Here is a 23,136-nt window from a genome sequence, read left to right on the forward strand (position 1 = left end):
TGTCCCTGAGCGATCCTCACAAAATTAACGCTCTTTGTATTTAACTAAAAAGCAGTACCTGGAGCATCCATCATGGCACAAGATGCATCTGTAGATCGATCTGATTTTCTGTTCAATTCCTGATAGGAGAAGATCTTATTTTTACAGGGTATACTTAATGTACAACTAAATTCATTAGTTTTACTAAAAACAATAGTTTACATTTCCAAATTGTGAATATTACTGCTAATCTTTGCCTTTAAAATAATGGGTAAATACCTGTAATGAAATCGGCAGAAGGAGGACTAATGAAACTGCAGTCGAATTTAAGTGGGCGAGACGTTTATATAGTGGATGGAAGCCGTACCCCTTTTCTTAAAGCTAAAGGAATTGGTCCATTTACCGGATCTGATTTGGCAGTTGCCGCAGGAATGACTTTGTTGAATCGACAACCGTTTGCTCCTACTGAACTGGACGAGGTTATCATCGGCAGTGCAATGCCGGGTCCAGATGAGGCGAATATTGCCCGTGTTATTGCATTACGCTTGGGTTGCGGTGATAAAGTGCCCGCTTTCACTGTGATGAGAAATTGTGCTTCCGGAATGCAGGCACTTGATAATGCAGCAATGCAAATAGCCAGTGGTCGAAGTAATCTGGTTCTTGCCGGTGGCACCGAGGCAATGAGTCATGCTCCTTTATTATTCAACCAAAAAATGACTGCCTGGCTTGCGAGTTGGTTTGCTGCAAAAAGTGTGGGTCAAAAAATTGGCCTGGCGACTCAATTTAGGCCTTCGTATCTGGCCCCGGTAATTGCTTTGCTAAGAGGACTCACTGATCCTATAGTGGGTTTAAATATGGGACAAACAGCTGAAAAAATTGCTTACAGATTTAATATTACCCGCGAACAAATGGATGAGTTTGCTGTGCAAAGCCATTTGAAACTAGACAAAGCATATTCTGAAGACAGAATGACAGAAGTTGCCCCTATTATTGATAATAAAGGGCATGTCTATAATAAGGACAATGGAATTCGCTCTGACTCAACGGTAGAGAAATTAGCAAAATTAAAACCATTTTTTGATAAAAAATATGGCATGGTTACTGCTGGAAACAGCTCTCAAGTTACTGATGGTGCCTGTTTATTACTCCTTGCCAGTGGGGAAGCGGTTAAAAAACATGGATTACCTGTTATAGGGCGCATCGTCGATTCTCAATGGGCAGCTCTTGACCCATCACAAATGGGTCTTGGACCTGTTCACGCAGCAACACCCATATTACAAAGGCATAAATTAAAACCAGATGACATAGACTGCTGGGAAATAAATGAAGCTTTTGCAGCCCAGGTGTTAGGATGTGTAGCTGCCTGGAATGATGAGGAATACTGTAAGACACAGCTAGGTTTAAAAGAAGCAATGGGAGCTCCATCATTAGATAAATTAAATCGAGATGGTGGAGCCATAGCTGCAGGACATCCTATAGGTGCCAGTGGTGCTCGTATTGTATTGCACGTATTAAGTTCATTGGAGCAAAGAAACGAGTCACGAGGTATTGCTTCCATTTGTATTGGTGGAGGACAGGGTGGGGCTATGTATCTTGAACGTGTGACCGAGGTGAAAGGACATGAATAATTATAAAAATTGGGAAATGCATCGCGATGATGAAGGGATTCTATGGCTGGGAATAAATAGAAGAGATGCCGCAGTAAACACAATTAATGAAGAAGTATTGGATGAATTTAATAGTATTCTTCATGAGATTTCATTAGATAAAAAAGCGATAGGATTAGTGATCCACTCTATGAAAGAAAAAGGATTCATTGCTGGAGCAGATGTTAATGCCTTTTCAAAATTTGAAAGTCCAGCTCAAGCTGTAGATTTTTTACAGAAAGGTCAGGCCGTTTTTTCACGATTACAAGCTTTATCTATTCCCAGCGTGGCAATGATAGATGGTTTTTGTATGGGTGGGGGATTTGAATTAGCATTAGCCTGTAGTTATAGAATTGCCAGTGATGAAAAAGATACACGAATAGGACTGCCGGAAGTAATGCTCGGTATTCACCCAGGTTGGGGCGGAACAGTACGTTTACCAAAATTAATTGGTGGTTTTAAAGCATTGTCAGAGGTTATTCTGACTGGTAGTGCAATTTCATCTGGAAGAGCAAAAGCATTAGGTATGATTGATGATGTCGTGCCTGTTCGACAGTTAAAAAGAGCTGCTGTTTATTTTATTAAGAATAAACCACCTAAACATGAGCCTTCTTTAGTTGAGAGTTTAAGTAATAGCGTATGGCTTAGAAAACCCATTGCCTATCTCTTGAGGTACAATGTTGCCAAGCGAGTTCGAAAAGAACACTATCCTGCTCCTTTTTCCGTAATTGATTTATGGGAAAAAGAGGGAGGAGAAGGCGACAGGGCTTATTTAAAAGAAGCAGACTCAGTAGAGCAATTAGTTTCCAACGGTGATACCTCAAGAAACTTGATTCGCGCGTTTTTTTTACGTGAACGACTTAAAGGGTTTGCGAAAGACAGTCAGTTCAAAGCTCATCACGTGCATGTTATTGGTGCAGGTGTAATGGGGGGAGATATTGCTGCATGGTGTGCTTTACGCGGTATCCATGTTACTTTGCAAGATAAATCATACGCTCAGATTGCCCCAGCGATTGGGCGAGCCTATTCTCTGTATAAGAAAAAATTACGCAAGCCACGTCTGATACAAGCTGCAATGGATAAGCTGATTCCCGATCCAGAGGGGCATGGTATTGCACGTGCGGATGTCATTATCGAAGCAGTATTTGAGAATCTTGCTGTGAAACAAGAAATCATGCGAACTGTAGAAAAAAACGCTAAAAAAAGCGCTATTATTGCAACCAATACTTCCAGCATTCCCTTAGATGAAATTAGTAGCGTCATGACTAATCCTGATCGACTTGTTGGAATTCATTTTTTCAACCCCGTAGCGAAGATGGATTTAGTTGAAGTAGTAAGCAGTTCCTCAACGGCTAAAAAAGTACAACAAAACTCGTGTTCTTTCGTTAACCAAATTGGTAAATTGCCATTACCCGTTAAATCCAGTCCAGGATTTTTAGTTAATAGAGTGCTGATGCCTTATCTAATGGAATGTGTTCAATTATTAGAAGAAGGATACAGCGGAGAAACTATTGATGAGGCAGCTTTACAGTTTGGCATGTTTATGGGACCTGTTGAATTGGCTGATACGGTTGGAATGGACGTATGTCTGGCTGTAGCTGAAAATTTAACCAGCCATTTTGGTGGCAGTGTTCCGCAGAAATTACGTGACATGGTACAAGCTGGTAAATTGGGTCGCAAAACAGGCGAAGGTTTCTATAAATATAAAGATGGAAAACCAGTTAAAAAACGTCCTGACTCATCTATTGATAAAACTATTGCAGACCGACTAATATTACGCATGGTCAATGAATCTGCTGCTTGTTTACGTGAGGGAGTGGTTGCTGATGCTGACTTACTCGATGCCGGCATGATCTTTGCGACAGGTTTCGCCCCGTTTCGTGGGGGGCCAATGAATTATGCTAACGACTTTGGTAAAGATAAATTAGAAAACTTGTTCAAAACGTTTGAATCTAAATACGGAGAACGTTTTAAAGTTGATACAAGCTTGTAGTTTTAATTTTCTACTAAGCCGTTACCCTTTAATTCAGGGCAAAGCTTTTGGCTTTGCCTGAGTTTGTTTTAAAATTGCTCTTTTCAATTTCAAGAATAAGTCTTGGCAAATACGGCCTCTAAAGATAAATTGTCATCAGACATTGCTTTGAGAATTTTATGATGCTATGTAATCCAAAATCATGTGTATTGATTCTGTCTTTATTGCTGTTTGTATCTCACTATTCAAATGCCACCATACTGGTTTTACCTGAATCAGGTGATGTGGTGGGTGAACTTCAATACACCCAATCTGAAATGGGTGAAACTATTGATGAGATAGGCAGACGTTTTGATATAGGCTATTACGAGATGGTAAGAGCCAACCCTCAAGTTGATGCCATGCGCCCAGTTTCGGCCAGCTCATCGCTGATCATTCCTTCACAATTTATACTTCCCAGTGTCCCTCGACGTGGAATCATCATCAATTTGGCTGAATATAGGTTGTATTATTTTCCTGCTGATGAGAATGTCGTTATCACATTTCCAGTTGGCATAGGAAAAGAAGGTTGGAATACTCCTTTGGGTCTCACCCGGATCACGGCAAAGGTAGCCAATCCTGTATGGCGACCTACTGCAAAGGTTTTGGCTGCAGCAGAGGAGATAGGTGCGTCCATTCCCGGCTATTTTCCTCCGGGACCCAATAATCCTTTAGGTAAGCATGTTTTACGTTTAGGATGGCCAACTTTTCTAATACATGGGACAAACAGAGTAGATGGTGTCGGTGCCAGGGTTAGTGCTGGATGCATCCGCATGTTTCCTGATGACATAGAGTATTTATTTAGTATCGTAGCAGTTGGAACTCCTGTCAGAGTAATTAACGAACCAGTCAAAATAGGCAAGTGGAAAAATGACATCTACCTGCAAATTCATCCTTTACTCATTGAGCAAAAATATGTGGAGCTACGAACACTTATGGAACAGAAAGCAAATGATAGGAACATAAAAATATCGAATATCGATAAAACAATTCAAAACGAACTTGCTTATCCTTCAGGGCTTGTTAAGAAAATTAACAGATGATTTTTTGCCTTATAAAAGGTTAAAAAGTAATAGCTGATTGCGACTAAAAAAATTGCAGCTATTATATCGATGACATAATGCCAGCCTAATAAAACACAAGATGCAATTAATAAACAATTGATAGTTAATAAAAGTATACATGCCACAGGCCATTCTTTAAGCAGATAAACATTTAATAATGCCCATATGGTATGAAAAGAAGGTAGAGCAATTAGACCCCCTTCATTAGTTGTAGGAATCATATGGTTATGAATTTGATTAAATTTAAGCCCAGTGGCAATTTGAGCAGGAGAAAAAAAAGGGCTAGTAACAATACTGGCGGGAGCTGTTGTAGGAAAAAAATAATAAAAACTAAAACCGAGCAATGTGGTAAAGAGTAAAAGAAAATAATACTCTCTAATGAGGTGAAATCGCCCGGCAGCTATAATTATCAGGGGTAGGATGCTCATTTGATAAGGTAGCGAGTCATAAATTATACTGAGTAAAGTCTTAAGATTAGTATGACCATTGGTCCATTTCATAATATAAGACATATGAATTCCAAAAAATTCTTCTATAGAAAGGATTTTTCTATCGATAGTTGGAAAGGGTGTTAATTGAACCGCGTTAGTTGCTAAAGCTATTACCGACATGACAAGAAAGAAATAAAACAACTCAATGCCAGCATTGCTTGCTCTACTTTTTTTTCCGAACAGCAAAATCAAACCCAAATTGATGAGCAGTATGATGCTTACGAGCAGTAGCATATCTTCGGGAAAAAAATTGTTTCCTGTAAATTGATAAATATAATAGTTAACGAGGAATGCAATTATTGATAGAAATAATATTAAACCCGATAAAAAAGGTAAACTACACGCAGCCGTTGTACGCATTTTAAGAGACTATTCTGTCAGATTTAGGAGTTCTTTTTTCTTAATCGCATGAAATATCTCTTCTCTATGCACATTAACAGATCGGGGAGCATCTACTCCAAATTTAATATTCCCATGTTCTTGAGTTTTAAACGCTAGTATTTTCACAACAGTGTCGGCAATACGAATTATTAAGGGTTCTTCAAATTGAAGGGAAATAATATCCATTAAAAACCTCGTTATTTTATAATAAGTTATCTAAAAATTCCGCAGTTTGATCTAGTGCAGACGGTAACCTAATTTAGGGATACTTGTCACTACTATTACAATAAATATTATTAAAAAAAAGTCATGTATCTTTCTAAGTCAATTGATATTAAAAAGAATATATTTATTGAATCAAAAGTTAGAGTGCTCATACTTGAATACAGTTAATCAATTTTGAGTGGTTTTATGATTGTATGAATTGGGCAAATGGGTTATGATTAGCAGCTTTTTAAACCTTGCCTTACCTTATTTTAAATAATGGAAGGCTTTTATCCACAAGGAGAAATCATGAGACATTACGAAATTATGTTTCTTGTGCACCCAGATCAAAGCGAACAAGTGCCAGCAATGGTTGAGCGCTATGAAGGGATCATAAGTAAACACGAAGGTGTGATACACCGTAAAGAAGACCTGGGCCGTCGTCAGCTCGCTTACCCAATTAATGATGTACATAAAGCTCACTACATATTGATGAATGTAGAGTGTAACCTTGAAGCACTGGAAGAGATTAAAAATGCATTCAAATTTAATGATGCAATTTTAAGAAACTTAATTACTGTTCAAAAACAGGCGATTACTAGTGAATCTGTTTTAATGAAAAAAGAGAAAGAAACCAGAACCGCTTAAGAGGAGCATTTATGTCAGCTTATTTTCGTAGAAAAAAAATGTGTCGCTTCAGTGCTGAAGGTGGCAACGAAATTGATTATAAAGATATCAATTTATTAAAAAATTACATTTCTGAAACGGGTAAAATAGTTCCCAGTCGAATTACAGGGACTCAAACTCGATTTCAAAGACAATTAGCAAAAGCAATCAAGCACGCCAGGTTTATAGGTTTGTTGCCTTATTGTGATAGCCATAGATAATAAATAATAAAATGATACGTGCAGGCAATTTTATAATTAAACACAGTAAAACATTACTTGAAAATAAGCAGCATGCTATTTTGTATGCTGTTATTCTTTCAGTAGTGCCTTTTGCATCTTGGCTTTCTGTTGCTTTAGTTATTCTAGTGACCTTAAGAAAAGGCGCCAAGTCTGGTTTTGAGGTCATGTTACCTGCACTAGTGGTCCATTCTGTACCATTAATGATGCTTATGCCATTAGACAGTGCATTAGCAAACACTTTAATTGCCTATGTACCTTGTTATATATCTGCACTATGTTTGCGTAAATCAATGAGTTGGCAGATAGTCTTTGGCGTGTTTTTAATTCAGGCCTTTATTGGTTTTTTATTAATTCAGCTATTGGCACCAGATTTGATTATGGCTCAATTTAATCAATTCAAAAGTGTATTGATTGAGTATCAGGAGTATCAACACCTAATCGATAGTAGTACTGACGGACTCAGTTCTTTTGTACTGGCTCAATTGTTTTTTGGTGTGCAGATATTAAGTGTGATTGTTTCGGCAATAATTTCTTTAATGTTTGCCCGATCCATACAATCTAAACTGTACATGCCTGGTGGTTTTAGGGATGAATTATTAGGCTTTCGCAGTGGTAGACTATCGTTTTTAGTATTACTTGGAGTTTCAATTGGATCTTATTATGAAATTTCGTATGCCATAAATTTATTGCCACTCGTATTATCCTATTTTCTAACATCAGGGTTTAGTTTGGCTTATTATATTTTGGCTCGTAAAAATCAAGTAAGAGTAGTTATTTTATTATTATTGTTAGTATTGTTTAAACCATCTTTTGTATTATTAGCTTATATTGTGTTTGGCTCATTAGATAGTTTGTTTAATTTTAGATTGTATCTCCCAACAAGGGTGAGAGAATCAACTTAAGGGGTTATTAAGATGGAAGTAATCTTATTAGAGAAAGTTCGTAATTTAGGTAGTTTGGGCGATAAAGTAAGCGTTAAGTCAGGCTATGGCCGTAACTTTTTAATACCACAGAATAAAGCAGTTTTTGCCACAGCTAAAAGTATTGAGCTGTTTGAGCAACGTCGTGCAGAGCTTGAGAAAAAAGCTCAGCAATCATTAGCCTCTGCAGAACAACGTGCTGCAAAACTGAATGATACTACCGTTGTCATCAGCGCTATGGCAAGTGATGAAGGCAAATTATACGGCTCTGTTGGGGTTAACGAAATTAAGGAAGCTTTAATTGCCAAAAAAATGGAAATAAGCAAACGCGAAATTGTGATGCCAGAAGGTCCATTACATTCAATTGGTAACTATGTGGTAGAAATACATGTACATAGCGATGTGATAGCGAATCTACAAATCGAGATTGTTGCAGCCAAGTAATTTCATTCATAAGCCTTCATTCAAATTGAAGGCTTATTCTCAATACAAAGTTCACTCCGAATTCCCAATATATTCAATATATATTCAATCGTTTTATAATTTATAAAACAATCTTAAAAAAAACAACGTGTTGTGTCGTATTATTTTATTTTTTCGTGCTCTAAATTTTTTAAGCTTCATCGATATTTGCTTTCATTTGGAATAATGTGTGATTTTTTAATTAAAAGTGTGTATAATTAGATCATGTATAAATTTTGAAGGCTATTAATTATGTCAAAAGCAAAAAGGGAAAGTAAGAAAAAAGTAGTGGATGCGTTTCACTCCAAATTAAACCAGTATCAAGTCTTACGAACTGAACTTGCTCGAAACTCGTATAATCCTCCTCAAGAGAAAGCTAAAGAACTTCAAGACGCTTTAGAAAACCTTGGTAGGCTGTCAGAAGAACTTGAAAAAATGGATCGTTCTCCTGCTCAGACGAAAGCGCTTCAAGAGGCAAGAGCAACAGACGTAGATAACATTAAACAGTTACGTAGAATTTTACCAAGTTTGATTAGTTCTCATAATAAACAAGCAGAAAAAATGCGGGAATATGCTGAACAGGAACAACAGAAAGTACGAGAGGCTGAAAGTGTAATACCTGAATTATTTAGGCAAATAGAAGCTGCAACTGAAGATTATTTGAAGGCAACCAGCCGAACGATTGATGAGAGGCTGCAAATATTCAAGGACCTGACAAAAGAACTTCAGAATTTTCTTAGAAAACTTCCAAAAGGCGAAGAAAGAACAGGATATTTCAAAGATTTGACCTCATTTGCGACAAAAATTAATGTGAAACATGAAGAAAATGAACAATTGCTTCGAGAAATGAGAGAACAACACCAAGAACAAGTTAAGGATAATCGCAAAAAAATTAATCAAGTAGTTGAAAAAGGCGGTTCTCTGGTAGACGTCTTGTTCCTGACCGCGTCTAAGGAAGTAAAAAAAGCAGTAGCTCAATTGATTGAAAATAAAGATGTGATGGCACTACTTGATAACGAGCGTTTGCTGGAAATACTGGGTACTGAAAGTGTAGCAGAAGGATTAAAGCAAATCACTTCTGGTGATTCCCACGGTGCTGTTGCCACGATATCGCAACAAAATCAACTGGCTGCTCTAGAAACCATACTTGGGGTATTGAGTAGGAATGAGGATATCTCATCAAAAGATGTAGCATTGGCGCGTCAGTTTTTGGGAACCGTGGTTAGCATGGTTAAGGTAACCCAGGAACTGCAACGTGGTGAGAAACAATATGCCACCTTTGTTGCAGAAGTTGATGGCTCTGTTAAAGTGATGCACGTTAGTTTAGATGACATACTCACTGATTCGTCAACATTAGTTCGTATCCTATCCACTTTTAAGGAACAGGGAGTGGCTTCTCAACCGCTACAGATGGTACTTACGTCTCGTGAACAGGCTGCGGCAATATCCATCGTTATGAATAATGTGGATCCTGGAGCTTTAACAGGACGTATAGGCTCTTTGAGCCAAAAAGAATTACGTAGTTTAACTCAGGGTACTATGAGTAGTGCTTTGGTAAAAGCTTCAACAGGTGAGTTAGTAGTAAAATCTTTAGCAGATGTTACTAACCTAATCGCTCAATCTGCGAGTCATGTTGGTACTTTGGTACGTGTTTTAGGTACTGCATATCTGGATTTGGAACAGCAGATTAGTCAAGTTATGAATGGAATGGCAGCTCAATATGCTAACAAACCAGCAACTATTTTTACAGCGGAACAAACATTCCATTTAGTAAATGAATTCGTGGCTTTGAGTTTAAGTGCTCAAACTATACAACGAGGAGCAATTGGCAGCTTTGTTAACAGTTCTCTGTTCCCCATAAATTCAGGTAGTTCAGTAACACTAGTGGATAGTTCATTGGCAAATAATTCAGTAGGCCAGAATTTACTAGTAGGTATGGTACCTGAAGAACCTCATCAATTAGCTATCGGCCAAGCAGATCCGGTACTGATTGTGCCGCCTCAGTTGGAATCGGATGCCATTGAATTGGGGCCTTTTCTTGGTGCTGGTGATTTTGAAGAGGAGTCACCACCTGCACAGAAGAAGTTGGAATCGGAGGAGCCTTTTCTTGGTGCTCGTGATTTTGAAAATAAGTCTCCACCTCCACAGAAGAAAAAGAAACCGGTTGATTTAAGTGAACATGAATTGAAATTTGTTATGTTACTGTCAGAACTTGAAGCATTAGGTACTGAATTAGCTAATAAACAACAACTCGTTGGTGAGAAGTATAACGAAGTAGTAAATTCAGCTGGGATCCTATTGAGTACCTTAGAGGCAGAAGGCAGCTTGTTTTTCGCCCAAAAAAACCCTACTGTTAAACAGCTCGATGATTTTAAAACCAAATGTACAGATGCAATAGAGACCGCTGAGAAGGAATTTAAACAGCATCGTGGTGTCTGGTGGGATAGCTCGGGTTTTCTAGGTAAATTACTAGCAGTTACTAAAGCCATTTTGGGTGTGGTGGCAGGGGTTACAGTTATACCTGCGGTACTAGTAGAATCAACAACCAAGCATGGATACATAAATACATTTTTTACCAAACCTGAGACTGATTCTGCAAAAAAATTAGCGGAAGCTAAATCCAAGTTTAAACAGCAGACTGAAGGTATTGATATAGATAACGATTCTGAAAATGAAGCAAACGGAGAGCCGAAATCTAATATCTAAGCGAGCATCAATTGCTAAAAAGGCCCGTTACGAGGCCTTTTTAGTGCTTTAAATGCGTAGATAAATTTAGGCTGGTTACAATTAAATCACTTCCATTTGATATTGCATCCAAGACTGGGTTTTTGCTCAAAATCCAGATTGCATGGGCTGATCAGACAATCTAATGCTTTACGTATTGAGTCGCCGGAAACCGGGATATTATTTCCAGGTCTGGAATCATCAAACTGACCGCGATATACCAAACATAATTTTGTATCAAACACATAAAAATCAGGAGTACAGGCCGCATTATAGGCCTTGGCAACTTCTTGAGTTTCATCATAGAGATAGGGGAAGGGATAATGCTCCGATTTTGCTGTGATACGCATATTCTCAGGAGAGTCATCAGGATAACTTTCTACATCATTTGAGTTAATAGCCAGAAATCGAATGTTTTTAGAACTGTATTCGTTGGCAAGTTGAGTGAGATTAGCGTTTAAATGTTTAACATAGGGGCAATGGTTACAGATGAACATGATGACCGTTGCAATATAATCAGTAGAGTCGTTTAATTTAATTCGATTGCCTGTAGTCACATCCTTTAATTCAAAGTCAGGTGCTATGGTGCCTAAGGGAAGCATATTAGATGCTGTTTTGCTCATATTCATTCCTAAAAGATTAAAGAAAAATTTTATAAAGAGCCAATAGCGCAAATACTGTATTAAGAATAGCCCAAATATAAGATGGGTAACGTCCTTCAAAAGCGCTATGATAGGCGTAAATTGCAATAAACGAACTGCCGGAAAAGAAAATCCACTGATCATTATAGCTAAAACCAAGACAATGAAGAGCAATTCCAACAATGCCAATTAATAAGAAAATACTGTTTTCTTTTCCTACCATAAGATAGAAAATCAGTAGTTGGATGCAAAGAAAAACCGGCAATGCCATTTGGGTGTAACGACCAACCCCAAGAAGAATAGCTGAGTGTCCAGCAGCTATGATAATTTCCAAGGCAATAAAGTAAAGTAGCTTGTAGTGAATGGCAGTTACAAGGAGCGCAAAGGCACCCCAAATATAGTAAGTTTGCGGGGAATCTTGTCCATAACCGAATAATACGATCAGGGACCCAATAAGTCCTAAAATTATATATCGATTGTCGTAATAAACTTTGCTAGACACTAATCACCATTTCAGGTAAATCCCCTTAGCTACCGAGTCTTGTATCACATCTTTTTGCGATTTATCAGAAGAAATCCAATAGTTTCCCATATTACTCAAGGCAAATTTTACTCTGGGGTATTGGCAAACATCCAGCACATCGCGACAATCAACAATTGAGGTATTTTCTGCTACATGTTTGTAACATTTGAAGTTTAAATTTCTTACATCGGAAGCAAAGGCAGCCCAATTCATGGGTGAAAGTGATGCTTGTAGCGGTGGACTCATAAAGACATCACCTGTTTCGTGACGCTGCAATTCAATTTTAGCATCAGAGCGGTTTTGGATTAAATAATAAGATTGTTCACCACGCTCATTTAAAATTAAATAATTTTCGCTATATCCAAAACCGGAAACTTCGCAGCCCCTTGGAAATGTGGCTGCTGCATCTACATTATTGATTATCAGTACGCATAGAAGTATTGATTTTTTAATGGGATTAAATAATAACATGATTACCTCAAGAACTAAATATAGGCACTATTTTAATCATAAAAAATCTAAAGTCTATCCTGGAATCAAAATATTCCTGTTAATCTCTATTTGCGGCAATTTTTGCCTTAATCATGGGTGAGTAGGTTCTGTAAAAACTTAAAAACAAGTACATGCCAATGTAACCCAGGGACAGACTAAGCCATATAGTATTATTCTCAGGGTAATAAATTAATAAACAAGCAGAACTTATTCCGTAAATTGTAGAGCAACAATGCATCAGTATCTTCAATACTTTTGAATCGGTTAAATAATCCAATCTTGAAGGATATACGTATTTCACTGGAACAAAGATGAGAACACACAAGAAAGACAATAAAAGTGCGTTTAAATTCATTGACGTATTGAGAATATACATATAAAAAACAGCTATATTCCAATAACAGGGAAATCCTTTAAAGAAGTGATCCGGTGTTTTCGCATCAGCCTGACAAAATTGATAGGATGAAGTAATTGTGATGGCACAAATAATAAGTATGGAATACTCCGGCGGCAACATATCCGGTTTGACTAACAAGAAAAAACAGGGGGTAATCACATAATTCACAAAATCAACTATGTTATCTAATAAAGCCCCATCAATCTTGGGTAAAATACTTTTAATATGGACTAGACGCGCCAGACTGCCATCAACCGCATCGATAAATACAGTAGCAGCCATAAGCCAGAGAGCAAAAATATATTCATGTTGATAGATTTTGTATAAAGTAAAAACTCCAATGCACGCCGCGCTCGCGGTAAATAAATGAACACCCCAGGCTGCAGCATAATGCAAAGGGTGAAAGTGTTGCTTAATTTGGCTCATTAATGGTCCTAACGTTAATTAATTTAATTACATTAACTAATTAATTTATACTGCTGTTTGGCACAAAACAGCATAGAATATAAAAATAGTATCAACAATCAAAAGTAAAGTGCAAGGAGAGTTGGTAACTTTAGTCAAAATAGTACTCGCTGTCTGTCTAAAAAAATAACATTATCTAATTTCTTTGGTGACATGATGAAAATTGAAACTGTTAATCCTGCTACAGAAGAGACATTACACTACTATGAGTGTTTAAGTGAACCGTTAATTAATAAAAAAATTGATGCAGGATATGAGGCTTATTTATCCTGGAAGGAAACATCATTTGCTACAAGGCAGGGTTTAATGTTGAAGATGGCTCATCTTCTTGCAGAAAGAAGAGATGAGCTCGCCCTGTTGATGTCCCAAGAAATGGGTAAACCTATAACCGCAGGTAAGGCAGAAATTGATAAATGCAGCTGGGTTTGCGAGCACTATGCAAAGCATGCGGAATCTTATCTAAAGTCTCGTTTTATTCAAACTGAAATGAAAGTAGCAAAGGTCTGTTATAATCCGTTAGGCATTATTTTCGCAATCATGCCTTGGAATTTTCCATTCTGGCAGGTTTTTCGTTTTGCAGCGCCAACAATTATGGCCGGTAACGCGGCTGTATTAAAACATGCTCCAATTACTTCAGGTACCGGGAATAAAATAGAACAATTATTCAAAGAGGCTAAATTTCCTCCTTATCTGTTTCAACACCTTATTGTAGATAATGAGTGCGCGGCAAAAATAATTGAACATCACCATATTTCAGCTGTAACTTTAACCGGAAGTGAGCGGGCTGGTAGCTTGGTTGCTGCCCATGCAGGGAAGTTTTTAAAGAAGTCGGTATTAGAGCTGGGAGGTTCTGATCCCTATTTGGTACTTGAAGATGCTGATCTCGAATTGGCTGCACACTGTATTGTGACCTCCAGACTGAATAATTCTGGCCAAGTATGTATCGCAGCCAAACGCGTCATTGCCGTTCAATCGATCGGTCAGGAATTGATTGATAAAATTATCCACTGCATGTCAGTGTTTAAAATGGGTGATCCGTTGGATCCTAAAACTAATTTAGGTCCACTTGCGCGAAAAGATTTACGAGATACTTTGCATAAACAAGTAGAAAAATCTATTAAACAAGGTGCTAAATTATTGTGTGGTGGTATAATTCCTGATGGTAAGGGATTTTATTATTCCCCAACACTATTAACTGATGTTAAGCCCGGTATGACTGCTTTTGATGAAGAATTATTTGGTCCTGTTATTGCTGTTAGTTTTGTTGATGATGAGAAAGAAGCCATTGCTTATGCAAATAAAAGCCAATACGGTCTGGGGGCCGCTGTGTTTACTCGAGATCTGAAAAAAGGGGAGTCTATTGCAACGAATGAGATAGAAGCAGGAGTCTGCTTTGTAAATTCATTTGTCGCCTCAGATCCCAGATTGCCTTTTGGCGGGATTAAACACTCGGGTTACGGGCGTGAATTATCTCAAGAAGGTATATTAGAATTTGTAAATAAGAAAACAATTGCAATTAGTGATTCCTGAGATGGCTCAAAATAATAAAATTATTTTTATTTCAACTGCAAAACAGGAAATGGCCTGCTTTGAGAATGATCAGCTGGTTTCTACCTATCTTGTTTCTACAGGTAAAAATGGTGTGGGTGAAAAAAAAAATAGCGAATGTACTCCGAGAGGATGGCATAAAATTCACTCTATAATCGGACGAGATCAACCTATAAATAGTGTATTTATCGCAAGAGAATGGACAGGAGAACTGTATACAGTGCAATTGGCAACCCAATTTGCTGATAGAGACTGGATACTGACACGAGTAATTCAACTCGATGGTTTGGAGCCAGGGAGAAATAAAGGTGAGGATGTAGATACCCTGGAAAGGTATATCTATATCCATGGTACACCTGATACTACAGTATTGGGTACACCTGCTTCTCATGGTTGTATTCGTATGAATAATAATGAAATTATTGAATTAGGATGCTGGGTAACAACAGAAACTCTAGTATATATTCAATAATATAAATATCAATTAATGCTGCAGAGCATGAGCAAAACTGACGGGGTGAACTAATGTCCTATAAATTTGAAGAGGGTAAAGACGTTATAATTGAAGGAGTCGTTGAGAAAATAAAACATGCTATGGCTGGAGAGCAGACGGAGTTTTGCGCGGATTTTGCCAGACAACTGTATGGAACTGTGGCTCTGGAAGACCTTGATGAGTGGGATATAGATGATCTTTACGGTGCCGTAGTAAACTTCTGGGCATTGATCAGTGAGCGCATGCCTCATGAGACTAAAATAAGAATTTATAATCCTGATTTTGAGCGTCATGGTTGGCAAACCACACATACCGTAGTTGAAATCGTCTGTGACGACATGCCATTTATAGTTGATTCTCTTCGAATGGTTATTCATAGAATGGGACTTGCTTCCCATCTGATTATTCATATGGGTGGCATTAGAGTAAAAAGGGACAAAAATCACCGTGTTTGCGCAATACTTCCCAGGAGTAAAGAAAAAGATACAAAAGGAGTTTTGCGTGAAGCACCGATATTTATAGAAATTGATCGTCAAACAGATCCGCGTATTCTGGAAGAATTACATAAAAATTTTGAGCGAGTTCTCGAGGATAATCGAGTTGTTTATGAAGATTGGGGGAAAATGCGGGCTGAAGTTCGGGAAGCAATCAATGAACTCGATAAAGTGCCTAAATTAATTGATGAAAATGAAGTAGAAGAAACCAAGGCCTTTTTAAAATGGATTGAGGACCATCACTTCACCTTTTTAGGCATGCGTGATTATGAGTTGGTTGAAAAAGGTAAAGAGACTCTCCTGCAGGCGATTCCTAAAACAGGTCTGGGTGTTTTACGTGAAAACTTAAGTAAATCAAGTGCCCGAAGTATTTCTGCGATGACTCCAGAGGCACAAGAATTAACCCTTTCTTCTCGTATTTTGGTTATGTCAAAAACAAATACTCTCGCCAGTGTCCATAGAGATGCTTATACCGACTATATTGGAGTAAAACGCTTCAATGAAAAGGGAGAGGTTATTGGGGAAAGGCGAATTATTGGACTATATACCTCTGCTGCCTACCACACCAATCCGAAACACATTCCATTTCTGCGACATAAAGTTGCATTAATTATGGAGAACTCCAAACTAAATAATCACAGTCATGCAGGTAAGGTACTTTTGAATATTCTCGAAACCTTGCCCCGCGATGATCTCATACAAGGATCAGACGATGAGTTATTAGAAATTGCCATGGGCATTTTCTATATGCAAGATAGGAAGCGTATTCGCATGTTTGCGCGTGCGGATGTGTATGGACGTTTTATTTCCTGCCTGGTTTATGTGCCTAAAGATCGGTTTAATACCGAGTTAAGATATGCCATGCAGAGAATACTGTCCGATAGCTTTAACGCAGAAGAAATTAGTTTCTCAACTCTGTTTTCTGAATCTATTCTGGCACGAATCCATTTTATTATTAAAGTCAATCCTAAAGATCGTCCCGAGTATGATTTAAAGGAAATCGAAAAGAAACTCATTGAGGTTGGTCGTTCATGGACTGATGATCTTCAACATCATTTATCTGAAGCGTATGGTGAAGAGCAGGCAAATGCACTATTTGCGCATTATCGAAGCGCCTTCCCGTTTTCTTATAGCGATAACTTTACACCTAGAACAGCAGTCTATGATATTAAACATATAGAGATGCTGACACCAGAAAACCCCTTGGGAATTAATTTTTATAAACCTCTTGATGAACCAGCAAATAGTTTTAGATTGAAAGTTTATCAACATGGAACAACGATTCCTTTGTCTGATGTATTACCAATATTAGAAAATTTGGGTTTAAGGGCTATTAGTGAGCGTCCATATGTCCTTAAATTTGAAGACGGTAAGATTACCTGGATAAATGATTTTGCCATGCAATACAACAAGGAATCAGAGTTTCATCTCGATGAGATAAAAGAGCTATTTCAAAATGCGTTTAGCAAAGTATGGTTTGGTGAAGCTGAAAATGATGGATTTAATCAATTAGTATTAGCAGCTGGACTTGATTGGCGTGAAGTAGAAATATTAAGAACTTTTGCAAAATATTTCAAACAAATTGGTTTTACCTTTAGTCAGGAATACATGGAAAAGGCTTTAAATAATAATGTTACTATTGCTAAAAAGTTAGTGAGGCTATTTGAAGTTCGATGCAACCCTGCAGATATATCCGATCGAAATGAGCATTTTAGTTCTTTAGCGGCTGAAATATTAACGGATCTGGATAATGTTTCTAATCTTGATGAGGATAAAATAATCCGACAATACGTACAAGCTATTAGTGCAACTTTGCGTACGAATTTTTATCAGGTAGATACTAAAGGTAATCCCAAAAGCTATATTTCAATCAAGCTCAATAGTAAAAACATACCCGGTGTGCCCAAACCTCAGCCAATGTTTGAAATTTTTGTTTATTCACCACGGTTCGAAGGGGTTCACTTGCGTTGCGGTAAAGTTGCTCGTGGAGGATTACGTTGGTCCGATAGAAGAGAGGACTTTCGTACAGAAATTCTTGGCCTAATGAAAGCACAGCAAGTTAAGAACTCTGTTATCGTGCCTAGCGGGGCTAAAGGTGGTTTTGTTCCGAAACGTTTACCTGTAAATGGTACCCGAGAAGAAATATTGGAAGAGGGTATTAACTGTTATAAATTATTTATTCGTGGATTACTTGATATAACTGACAATTATAAAGATGGTGTGCTGGTTAAACCAAAAAATGTAGTATTTTATGATGAAGATGATCCTTATCTTGTAGTGGCAGCAGATAAAGGAACTGCAACCTTTTCTGATATTGCCAATTCTATTTCAATGGAATATGGATTTTGGTTAGGAGATGCGTTCGCATCAGGAGGATCTATTGGCTATGATCATAAAAAAATGGGCATTACCGCCAGGGGAGCCTGGGAATCAGTAAAACGTCATTTTTATGAGCTGGATATAGATATATCCAATAATGATTTTACTGTTGTTGGTATTGGAGACATGGCTGGCGATGTCTTTGGAAATGGCATGTTGTTATCCAGACATATAAAGCTTGTTGGTGCATTTAATCATATGCATATTTTCATCGATCCAGATCCTGACGCTGAAATAAGTTTTAAAGAAAGAGAGCGTTTATTTTATTTACCTCGCTCCAGTTGGGCAGATTACGATAAGAAGCTTATATCAAAAGGAGGCGGCATATTTAATCGGAGCGCAAAATCCATTCCGGTAAGCCTTGAGATGCAGAGGGTTTTTGATATCAAGCAAAATAATATTGAGCCTAATGAATTAATCAAAACCATTTTAAAAGCTAAAGTGGATTTGTTATGGAGTGGAGGGATTGGAACCTATGTCAAGGCTGCTACGGAAAGTAATACAAGTGTCGGTGACAGAACCAACGATGCTACTCGAGTCAACGCAAGGCAATTACGTTGTAAAGTAGTTGGAGAGGGTGGTAATTTGGGTTTAACGCAGTTGGCCCGTTCTGAATATACATCCCATGGTGGCATGGTTTATACCGATTTTATTGATAATTCCGGTGGGGTTAATTGTTCTGATAAAGAAGTCAATATTAAAATTTTATTGAATACTATCGTTACCGCTGGGGATCTGACTCCTAAACAAAGAAATGAACTCTTAAGTGAAATGACCGATGAAGTCGCAAAATTAGTGCTCAGGGATAATTTCTTGCAAACACGGGCCATTAGTTTATCTGCCTCCCAAGCCATAAGATCGCTTGAGTTACAAGGACGTTACATTAATGAATTAGAACGAACTGGTAAAATAGATAGAAGTCTGGAGTTTTTACCAGATGATAAAGCTTTATTAGAGCGCAAGCTAAAAGGGCATGGTTTGGGTCGACCCGGAATTGCTGTGTTAATGTGCTACAGTAAGACTCTTTTGAAAGAGCAAATACTGGCTTCTGATGTGCCCGAAGAAAGCTACATGAATCAGATTCTAATTGGTGCATTCCCCAAGCCTTTACAGGAACGTTTTAGCAAGCAAATGCAAGATCATCCTTTAAGAAGAGAAATCATTGCTACCAGATTAAGCAATATTATAATCAATGAAATGGGCTTTACTTACGTTTATAGATTACAGGATGAAACCGGAGCACCAGTCTCTGCAATAGTTAGTGCGTATATGATAGCTCGAAATGTTCTTGATTTAGAATCAATCTGGAGGCAAATTGAAGAGTTAGGAACCAAAATCAGCTCGCAAAAACAAATTGATATGATGATGCTTTATGTCAGGCTTTCAAGACGAGTAACTCGCTGGTTTTTACGCTCTCAACGAAAAACTCTGGATATCAGTCAGGCTGTGAAAATCTATTCTCAGGGAGTTAAAGAGCTTAAAAAATGCATGCCTGCAGTTTTTGGGGAACAATTACGTGCTCATTATGATGAGCAATATCATGCACAAGTTAATGATGGAATACCTCCAAATTTAGCGCATGAGTTAACCGTGACCCGTGCTTTGTTTGCAGCCACTGATATTATTGAAATAGCGCATAAGAGGGAGTTGAACATTCCAAAAGTTGCCGAAGTTTACTTTGGCATTGAAGAATTCCTGGATTTAGGTTGGATTAGAACTCAGGTTATCGTTCATACTACTGAAAACCATTGGGAGTCGTTATCCAGAGAGGCATTACGAGATGACTTGGATTGGCAACAGCGTCAATTAACAGATGGGATTTTAAATTATGATAGTAAATATAAAGACCTGGACTCACGACTGGAAGCATGGGGTCAAAACCATAGTGCATTAATTGAACGATGGCGTCATATTTTAGCTGATTTAAAATCAAGCACTGCCTTAAACTATACCATGTTTTTTGTGGCTATTAGAGAGTTACTTGATTTAACTCAAACAACATTGCAGTCTTATTCAAAATTGGAATCAGTGTATTAACCTGTCCTGAAACCATGTCATTTGTCATTTCAAAATGGCATGGTTTCTCCAGGGACGCTGCCCAGGATTCATCAGCATTATTTCTTCATAATAGAGCAAGAGGAATGGGATACTCGTAATTATTATTTTGTTTTGGGCACTGTGCTCAGGATAAACTAAAAGTCAGGACTTCTGATAATACCCTTGTGTACCTTCAGCAACAACAGCTTCAGTATATCTGTCCAAAGCATGAATATAGGCAGCAGTGCGCATGTCCGTTTGGTGAAACTCTATTAATTGATAAACATTGGTGAATTCTCTCGACATTATTTCATACAGATGACGATGAATTTTTTCTAAGGTCCAATAATATCCTGATTTATTTTGTACCCACTCAAAATAGCTAACAGTCACCCCACCTGCATTGGCTAAAATGTCAGGAATCACTAAAATACCCCTTTCTTTTAAAATAATATCTGCCGTTACAGTTGTAGGTCCATTTGCAATTTCCACAATAACTGGGGCTTTTATTCTTGATGCATTTGTTTGTGTTATCTGATTTTCAAGTGCAGCTGGTATCAAAATATCAACATCTAATTCCAATAACTCTTCATTACTGATATTGTTTGCTTCAATCAGTTCGCAAATTGAACCTTTGCAATAAACCGCCTGAACTTGTTCAGAACTATTTTTAATCTGAATAATGCTTGGAACATCAAGCCCCTGTTTTCGAAAAATTCCTCCTTTTGAATCGCTGACAGCCACAATTTTATAACCATCTTGATATAATAGTTCAGCAATATGTTGTCCTGCATTACCAAACCCCTGTATGGCTACTCGCTTTTCTTTTGATCTCCATCGCTTTATTTTTTCTAACTCTTTAATACAATAATAAGCCCCACGACCAGTTGCATCATCACGGCCTTGGCTTCCGCCCAACGGGATGGGCTTCCCTGTAATAACGGCCGGTACTGCTTGACGTACAATTTTAGAGTATTCATCCATCATCCAACCCATAATCATAGAGTTGGTATAAACATCAGGAGCAGGAATATCTAAATCAGGTCCAATAAAATCAGCTATTGATGAAATATAACTTCGGCTTAATCGTTCTAACTCCAAACGTGATAAATGTTTCGGATCAACAATAATTCCTCCTTTGGCCCCGCCGAATGGGACACCTACTACGGCACACTTTATGGTCATCCAAAATGCAAGGGTTTGAATTTCAGAAAGAGTAACTCCTGGGTGAAAGCGAATGCCTCCTTTAGTTGGTCCTCGGACATCATTATGATGCACACGATAACCTGTGAAAACCTGCAGCCTGCCATCATCCATACGCACGGGTATAGAAACTTCAAGACAGGCTTTTGAATGTTTCAATCTTTCTATTGCCTCTGGCTCAATATGCGCATACGGCGATGCTCGATCAAGTCGCGACAACGCTTCTGTGAACAAATCAGCACTCATTTAATATTCCCTTATCCGATTTAATTTAATTGTTGACTTAATTATATTACCTGAAATCAAAGTATAGTAGTTAGAATCTACAGAAACTCAAATTTAGGGTTAACTTGGTTGAATATTAAAGAAAGACACGTAAAATCTTACTAAACAAAAGGTGAGTTTTTGTTAAGAGGTTAACTACTTATTTTCTGCCAGGAAGATTTCAGACTCAAAGCCCTATACTTCACCTTAAAAAAATCTGATTCCATATGAAATCAGATTTTTTTAACTTAAGTATTCACAGTTCCGGCACTTGCAGGGGTATTGTGTCACTATGGCCTTCAAATCGTATGAGTTCTGCTGCTTCTTTAAGGATGCTCACTGCAATTATATAATTATTAGTTCCAATTGGAGCGTAATCTATTAATTCTCCAATTTCTGTTTCATCTGTAATTTTTAGCAATTTCTGACCTGAATAAATATTATGGTCTGATTGAATAACAAAAAAACGTAACTCATGCTTTAAAGTTGCTCGGTAATGAGTTCTTGCAATAATTTCCTGACCTTTATAGCAACCTTTTTCAAAACTAACATATTGAGTTTGATGTAAACCTAATCGATGGGGTAAAAATAAACCTCTTGACTCCGGATATATATCAATTTGCTGGTTATATAATCTTAAAGTATGCCACGTCAAAGAACCCAGTAATTGATTATGTTCTAAAAAAATTTTACAAAATTCATGTTCAATATCTTTGTGTATAATGAATATATAAAATCCATTACCCAGATGATAATAGCAATAATTAGAACTGTGAGCCTGAGCGTAGAGATTATTGGGTAAATATGTTGCATCAGGAATAACATCATTTGGATTTTGCAAGTAAAAACCAAAAATTTTTAAATCATTATTTTTTTCAATAGAAACTCGTGATAATTGGGCTGTCTTGGTAAATGAGCCCTGAGTTAGCTCCATTAAATCCTCAGGTAAAACAAGCTTAAAGCCATTCCAGTTGATAACATCCAGCAAAGATAGAACTCTTCCTTTAAGATTGCATTGTGCTCCTTCAATCATTTGAATATCAGAAACCAAACGCAAATCGCATGTTAATTGTCCCTGTAGAAAATCCTGGGCTTTATCACCAGCTATATTAAGGACTCCTAAATAGGATAAATCAAATAAATAATTATTGTCTTTATTAAAGTTTAGTTCGCTATCCAATGAACCAAATGTTGTAAATACTCGGGAGTTAATCGAATGATCAAAAGTACTTTTCATAATAAATGCACGGTTTCGTTTCTATAAGGAGTAGTGTATCATCAGATCACAAAGAATTGCTTATCAGTGGGAATGTATTTTATACTAGAGTTTAGCTTTTTTACAAATCTGAACCCAGAGCGATGCTTCATTGAATTTCATAATGATAAATCTACTTCGTATGGTAAGACGGC

At 37.6% G+C, this 23,136-nt stretch carries 19 protein-coding genes; 11 read left to right on the forward strand and 8 right to left on the reverse strand.

Features of this window, described 5'->3' with window-relative positions; all coding sequences use genetic code 11:
* The first annotated feature begins 287 nt into the window (after nucleotides 1-287).
* The 3 genes from HRS36_RS09165 (at nucleotide 288) to HRS36_RS09175 (ending at nucleotide 4,679) form a co-directional block, all read left to right on the forward strand.
* Nucleotides 288-1,607 carry an acetyl-CoA C-acetyltransferase gene (locus tag HRS36_RS09165; RefSeq protein WP_173237064.1) on the forward strand — a complete coding sequence of 440 codons (1,320 nt, stop codon included), beginning with the start codon at nucleotides 288-290 and terminating at the stop codon, nucleotides 1,605-1,607.
* Nucleotides 1,600-3,618, forward strand: coding sequence for a 3-hydroxyacyl-CoA dehydrogenase NAD-binding domain-containing protein (locus HRS36_RS09170; protein ID WP_173237065.1), 2,019 nt, complete (start codon nucleotides 1,600-1,602; stop codon nucleotides 3,616-3,618). Before HRS36_RS09165 ends, HRS36_RS09170 begins: the two co-directional genes overlap by 8 nt.
* A gap of 158 nt (nucleotides 3,619-3,776) precedes the next feature.
* Nucleotides 3,777-4,679 carry a L,D-transpeptidase family protein gene (locus tag HRS36_RS09175; RefSeq protein ID WP_226905440.1) on the forward strand — a complete coding sequence of 301 codons (903 nt, stop codon included), beginning with the start codon at nucleotides 3,777-3,779 and terminating at the stop codon, nucleotides 4,677-4,679.
* Here the strand turns inward: HRS36_RS09175 and HRS36_RS09180 are convergent.
* Together HRS36_RS09180 and HRS36_RS09185 are read right to left on the reverse strand one after the other, a co-directional pair.
* Nucleotides 4,643-5,551 (reverse strand): phosphatase PAP2 family protein, encoded by a 909-nt coding sequence (locus HRS36_RS09180; RefSeq protein WP_173237066.1) that lies wholly within the window; start codon nucleotides 5,549-5,551, stop codon nucleotides 4,643-4,645. The two genes, HRS36_RS09175 and HRS36_RS09180, sit on opposite strands and share 37 nt — an antisense overlap.
* A gap of 9 nt (nucleotides 5,552-5,560) precedes the next feature.
* Nucleotides 5,561-5,758 (reverse strand): carbon storage regulator, encoded by a 198-nt coding sequence (locus HRS36_RS09185; RefSeq protein ID WP_173237067.1) that lies wholly within the window; start codon nucleotides 5,756-5,758, stop codon nucleotides 5,561-5,563.
* 327 nt (nucleotides 5,759-6,085) lie between these two features.
* Between HRS36_RS09185 and rpsF the strand changes: the two genes are divergently transcribed.
* From rpsF to HRS36_RS09210, 5 genes are all read left to right on the forward strand, one after another.
* A complete protein-coding gene (gene rpsF / locus HRS36_RS09190; protein ID WP_173237068.1) occupies nucleotides 6,086-6,424 on the forward strand; it encodes a 30S ribosomal protein S6 in 339 nt (112 codons plus the stop codon).
* Nucleotides 6,425-6,435: 11 nt separating this feature from the next.
* Nucleotides 6,436-6,663 carry a 30S ribosomal protein S18 gene (gene rpsR, locus HRS36_RS09195; protein ID WP_018578206.1) on the forward strand — a complete coding sequence of 76 codons (228 nt, stop codon included), beginning with the start codon at nucleotides 6,436-6,438 and terminating at the stop codon, nucleotides 6,661-6,663.
* A gap of 11 nt (nucleotides 6,664-6,674) precedes the next feature.
* Nucleotides 6,675-7,586 (forward strand): hypothetical protein, encoded by a 912-nt coding sequence (locus HRS36_RS09200; protein ID WP_173237069.1) that lies wholly within the window; start codon nucleotides 6,675-6,677, stop codon nucleotides 7,584-7,586.
* A 12-nt stretch (nucleotides 7,587-7,598) separates the two neighbouring features.
* A complete protein-coding gene (rplI, locus tag HRS36_RS09205) occupies nucleotides 7,599-8,048 on the forward strand; it encodes a 50S ribosomal protein L9 (RefSeq protein ID WP_173237070.1) in 450 nt (149 codons plus the stop codon).
* 270 nt (nucleotides 8,049-8,318) lie between these two features.
* On the forward strand, nucleotides 8,319-10,772 hold the full coding sequence (locus HRS36_RS09210) for a hypothetical protein (protein ID WP_173237071.1): 2,454 nt from the start codon (nucleotides 8,319-8,321) through the stop codon (nucleotides 10,770-10,772).
* A gap of 86 nt (nucleotides 10,773-10,858) precedes the next feature.
* Here HRS36_RS09210 and HRS36_RS09215 read toward each other — a convergent pair whose 3' ends face one another.
* From HRS36_RS09215 to pcsA, 4 genes are all read right to left on the reverse strand, one after another.
* Complete coding sequence (locus tag HRS36_RS09215) at nucleotides 10,859-11,413, reverse strand: thioredoxin family protein (RefSeq protein WP_173237072.1); 555 nt, start codon at nucleotides 11,411-11,413, stop codon at nucleotides 10,859-10,861.
* 16 nt (nucleotides 11,414-11,429) lie between these two features.
* Entirely contained in the window at nucleotides 11,430-11,933 is a 504-nt protein-coding gene (locus tag HRS36_RS09220) for a hypothetical protein (protein ID WP_173237073.1), read from the reverse strand.
* A gap of 3 nt (nucleotides 11,934-11,936) precedes the next feature.
* Nucleotides 11,937-12,425 carry an enhanced entry protein EnhB gene (locus HRS36_RS09225; RefSeq protein ID WP_173237074.1) on the reverse strand — a complete coding sequence of 163 codons (489 nt, stop codon included), beginning with the start codon at nucleotides 12,423-12,425 and terminating at the stop codon, nucleotides 11,937-11,939.
* Between the two features lie 79 nt (nucleotides 12,426-12,504).
* Nucleotides 12,505-13,269 carry a phosphatidylcholine synthase gene (gene pcsA, locus HRS36_RS09230; RefSeq protein ID WP_173237075.1) on the reverse strand — a complete coding sequence of 255 codons (765 nt, stop codon included), beginning with the start codon at nucleotides 13,267-13,269 and terminating at the stop codon, nucleotides 12,505-12,507.
* A gap of 195 nt (nucleotides 13,270-13,464) precedes the next feature.
* On the opposite strand from pcsA, the gene HRS36_RS09235 reads away from it, so the two are divergent.
* Genes HRS36_RS09235 through HRS36_RS09245 form a run of 3 tightly spaced genes read left to right on the forward strand, consistent with a single transcriptional unit; the run spans nucleotide 13,465 to nucleotide 20,259 of the window.
* The gene (locus HRS36_RS09235) at nucleotides 13,465-14,838 is read left to right on the forward strand and encodes an NAD-dependent succinate-semialdehyde dehydrogenase (RefSeq protein WP_173238501.1); all 1,374 of its coding nucleotides are present in this window, start codon (nucleotides 13,465-13,467) and stop codon (nucleotides 14,836-14,838) included.
* A 1-nt stretch (nucleotide 14,839) separates the two neighbouring features.
* Nucleotides 14,840-15,328: a L,D-transpeptidase gene (locus tag HRS36_RS09240; RefSeq protein ID WP_173237076.1), complete on the forward strand. Its 489-nt coding sequence runs from the start codon at nucleotides 14,840-14,842 to the stop codon at nucleotides 15,326-15,328.
* Between the two features lie 53 nt (nucleotides 15,329-15,381).
* The gene (locus tag HRS36_RS09245; RefSeq protein ID WP_173237077.1) at nucleotides 15,382-20,259 is read left to right on the forward strand and encodes an NAD-glutamate dehydrogenase; all 4,878 of its coding nucleotides are present in this window, start codon (nucleotides 15,382-15,384) and stop codon (nucleotides 20,257-20,259) included.
* A 162-nt stretch (nucleotides 20,260-20,421) separates the two neighbouring features.
* Here the strand turns inward: HRS36_RS09245 and HRS36_RS09250 are convergent, their stop codons facing one another.
* Both HRS36_RS09250 and ygfZ read right to left on the reverse strand, forming a co-directional pair.
* Complete coding sequence (locus HRS36_RS09250; protein ID WP_173237078.1) at nucleotides 20,422-21,708, reverse strand: Glu/Leu/Phe/Val family dehydrogenase; 1,287 nt, start codon at nucleotides 21,706-21,708, stop codon at nucleotides 20,422-20,424.
* Between the two features lie 274 nt (nucleotides 21,709-21,982).
* On the reverse strand, nucleotides 21,983-22,963 hold the full coding sequence (gene ygfZ, locus HRS36_RS09255; protein ID WP_173237079.1) for a CAF17-like 4Fe-4S cluster assembly/insertion protein YgfZ: 981 nt from the start codon (nucleotides 22,961-22,963) through the stop codon (nucleotides 21,983-21,985).
* Nucleotides 22,964-23,136: the final 173 nt, after the last annotated feature.

The organism is Legionella antarctica, assembly GCF_011764505.1.
Lineage (GTDB): Bacteria > Pseudomonadota > Gammaproteobacteria > Legionellales > Legionellaceae > Legionella > Legionella antarctica.

Excerpts from the sequence above, each read along its gene's own strand:
- rplI (WP_173237070.1), top strand. The coding sequence starts at position 7,599 with ATGGAAGTAATCTTATTAGAGAAAGTTCGTAATTTAGGTAGTTTGGGC.
- HRS36_RS09175 (WP_226905440.1), top strand. The coding sequence starts at position 3,777 with ATGATGCTATGTAATCCAAAATCATGTGTATTGATTCTGTCTTTATTG.
- HRS36_RS09185 (WP_173237067.1), bottom strand. The coding sequence starts at position 5,758 with ATGGATATTATTTCCCTTCAATTTGAAGAACCCTTAATAATTCGTATT.
- HRS36_RS09180 (WP_173237066.1), bottom strand. The coding sequence starts at position 5,551 with ATGCGTACAACGGCTGCGTGTAGTTTACCTTTTTTATCGGGTTTAATA.
- rpsR (WP_018578206.1), top strand. The coding sequence starts at position 6,436 with ATGTCAGCTTATTTTCGTAGAAAAAAAATGTGTCGCTTCAGTGCTGAA.
- HRS36_RS09215 (WP_173237072.1), bottom strand. The coding sequence starts at position 11,413 with ATGAGCAAAACAGCATCTAATATGCTTCCCTTAGGCACCATAGCACCT.
- pcsA (WP_173237075.1), bottom strand. The coding sequence starts at position 13,269 with ATGAGCCAAATTAAGCAACACTTTCACCCTTTGCATTATGCTGCAGCC.
- HRS36_RS09240 (WP_173237076.1), top strand. The coding sequence starts at position 14,840 with ATGGCTCAAAATAATAAAATTATTTTTATTTCAACTGCAAAACAGGAA.
- HRS36_RS09170 (WP_173237065.1), top strand. The coding sequence starts at position 1,600 with ATGAATAATTATAAAAATTGGGAAATGCATCGCGATGATGAAGGGATT.
- HRS36_RS09200 (WP_173237069.1), top strand. The coding sequence starts at position 6,675 with ATGATACGTGCAGGCAATTTTATAATTAAACACAGTAAAACATTACTT.
- ygfZ (WP_173237079.1), bottom strand. The coding sequence starts at position 22,963 with ATGAAAAGTACTTTTGATCATTCGATTAACTCCCGAGTATTTACAACA.
- HRS36_RS09225 (WP_173237074.1), bottom strand. The coding sequence starts at position 12,425 with ATGTTATTATTTAATCCCATTAAAAAATCAATACTTCTATGCGTACTG.
- HRS36_RS09235 (WP_173238501.1), top strand. The coding sequence starts at position 13,465 with ATGAAAATTGAAACTGTTAATCCTGCTACAGAAGAGACATTACACTAC.
- HRS36_RS09245 (WP_173237077.1), top strand. The coding sequence starts at position 15,382 with ATGTCCTATAAATTTGAAGAGGGTAAAGACGTTATAATTGAAGGAGTC.
- HRS36_RS09210 (WP_173237071.1), top strand. The coding sequence starts at position 8,319 with ATGTCAAAAGCAAAAAGGGAAAGTAAGAAAAAAGTAGTGGATGCGTTT.
- rpsF (WP_173237068.1), top strand. The coding sequence starts at position 6,086 with ATGAGACATTACGAAATTATGTTTCTTGTGCACCCAGATCAAAGCGAA.
- HRS36_RS09165 (WP_173237064.1), top strand. The coding sequence starts at position 288 with ATGAAACTGCAGTCGAATTTAAGTGGGCGAGACGTTTATATAGTGGAT.
- HRS36_RS09250 (WP_173237078.1), bottom strand. The coding sequence starts at position 21,708 with ATGAGTGCTGATTTGTTCACAGAAGCGTTGTCGCGACTTGATCGAGCA.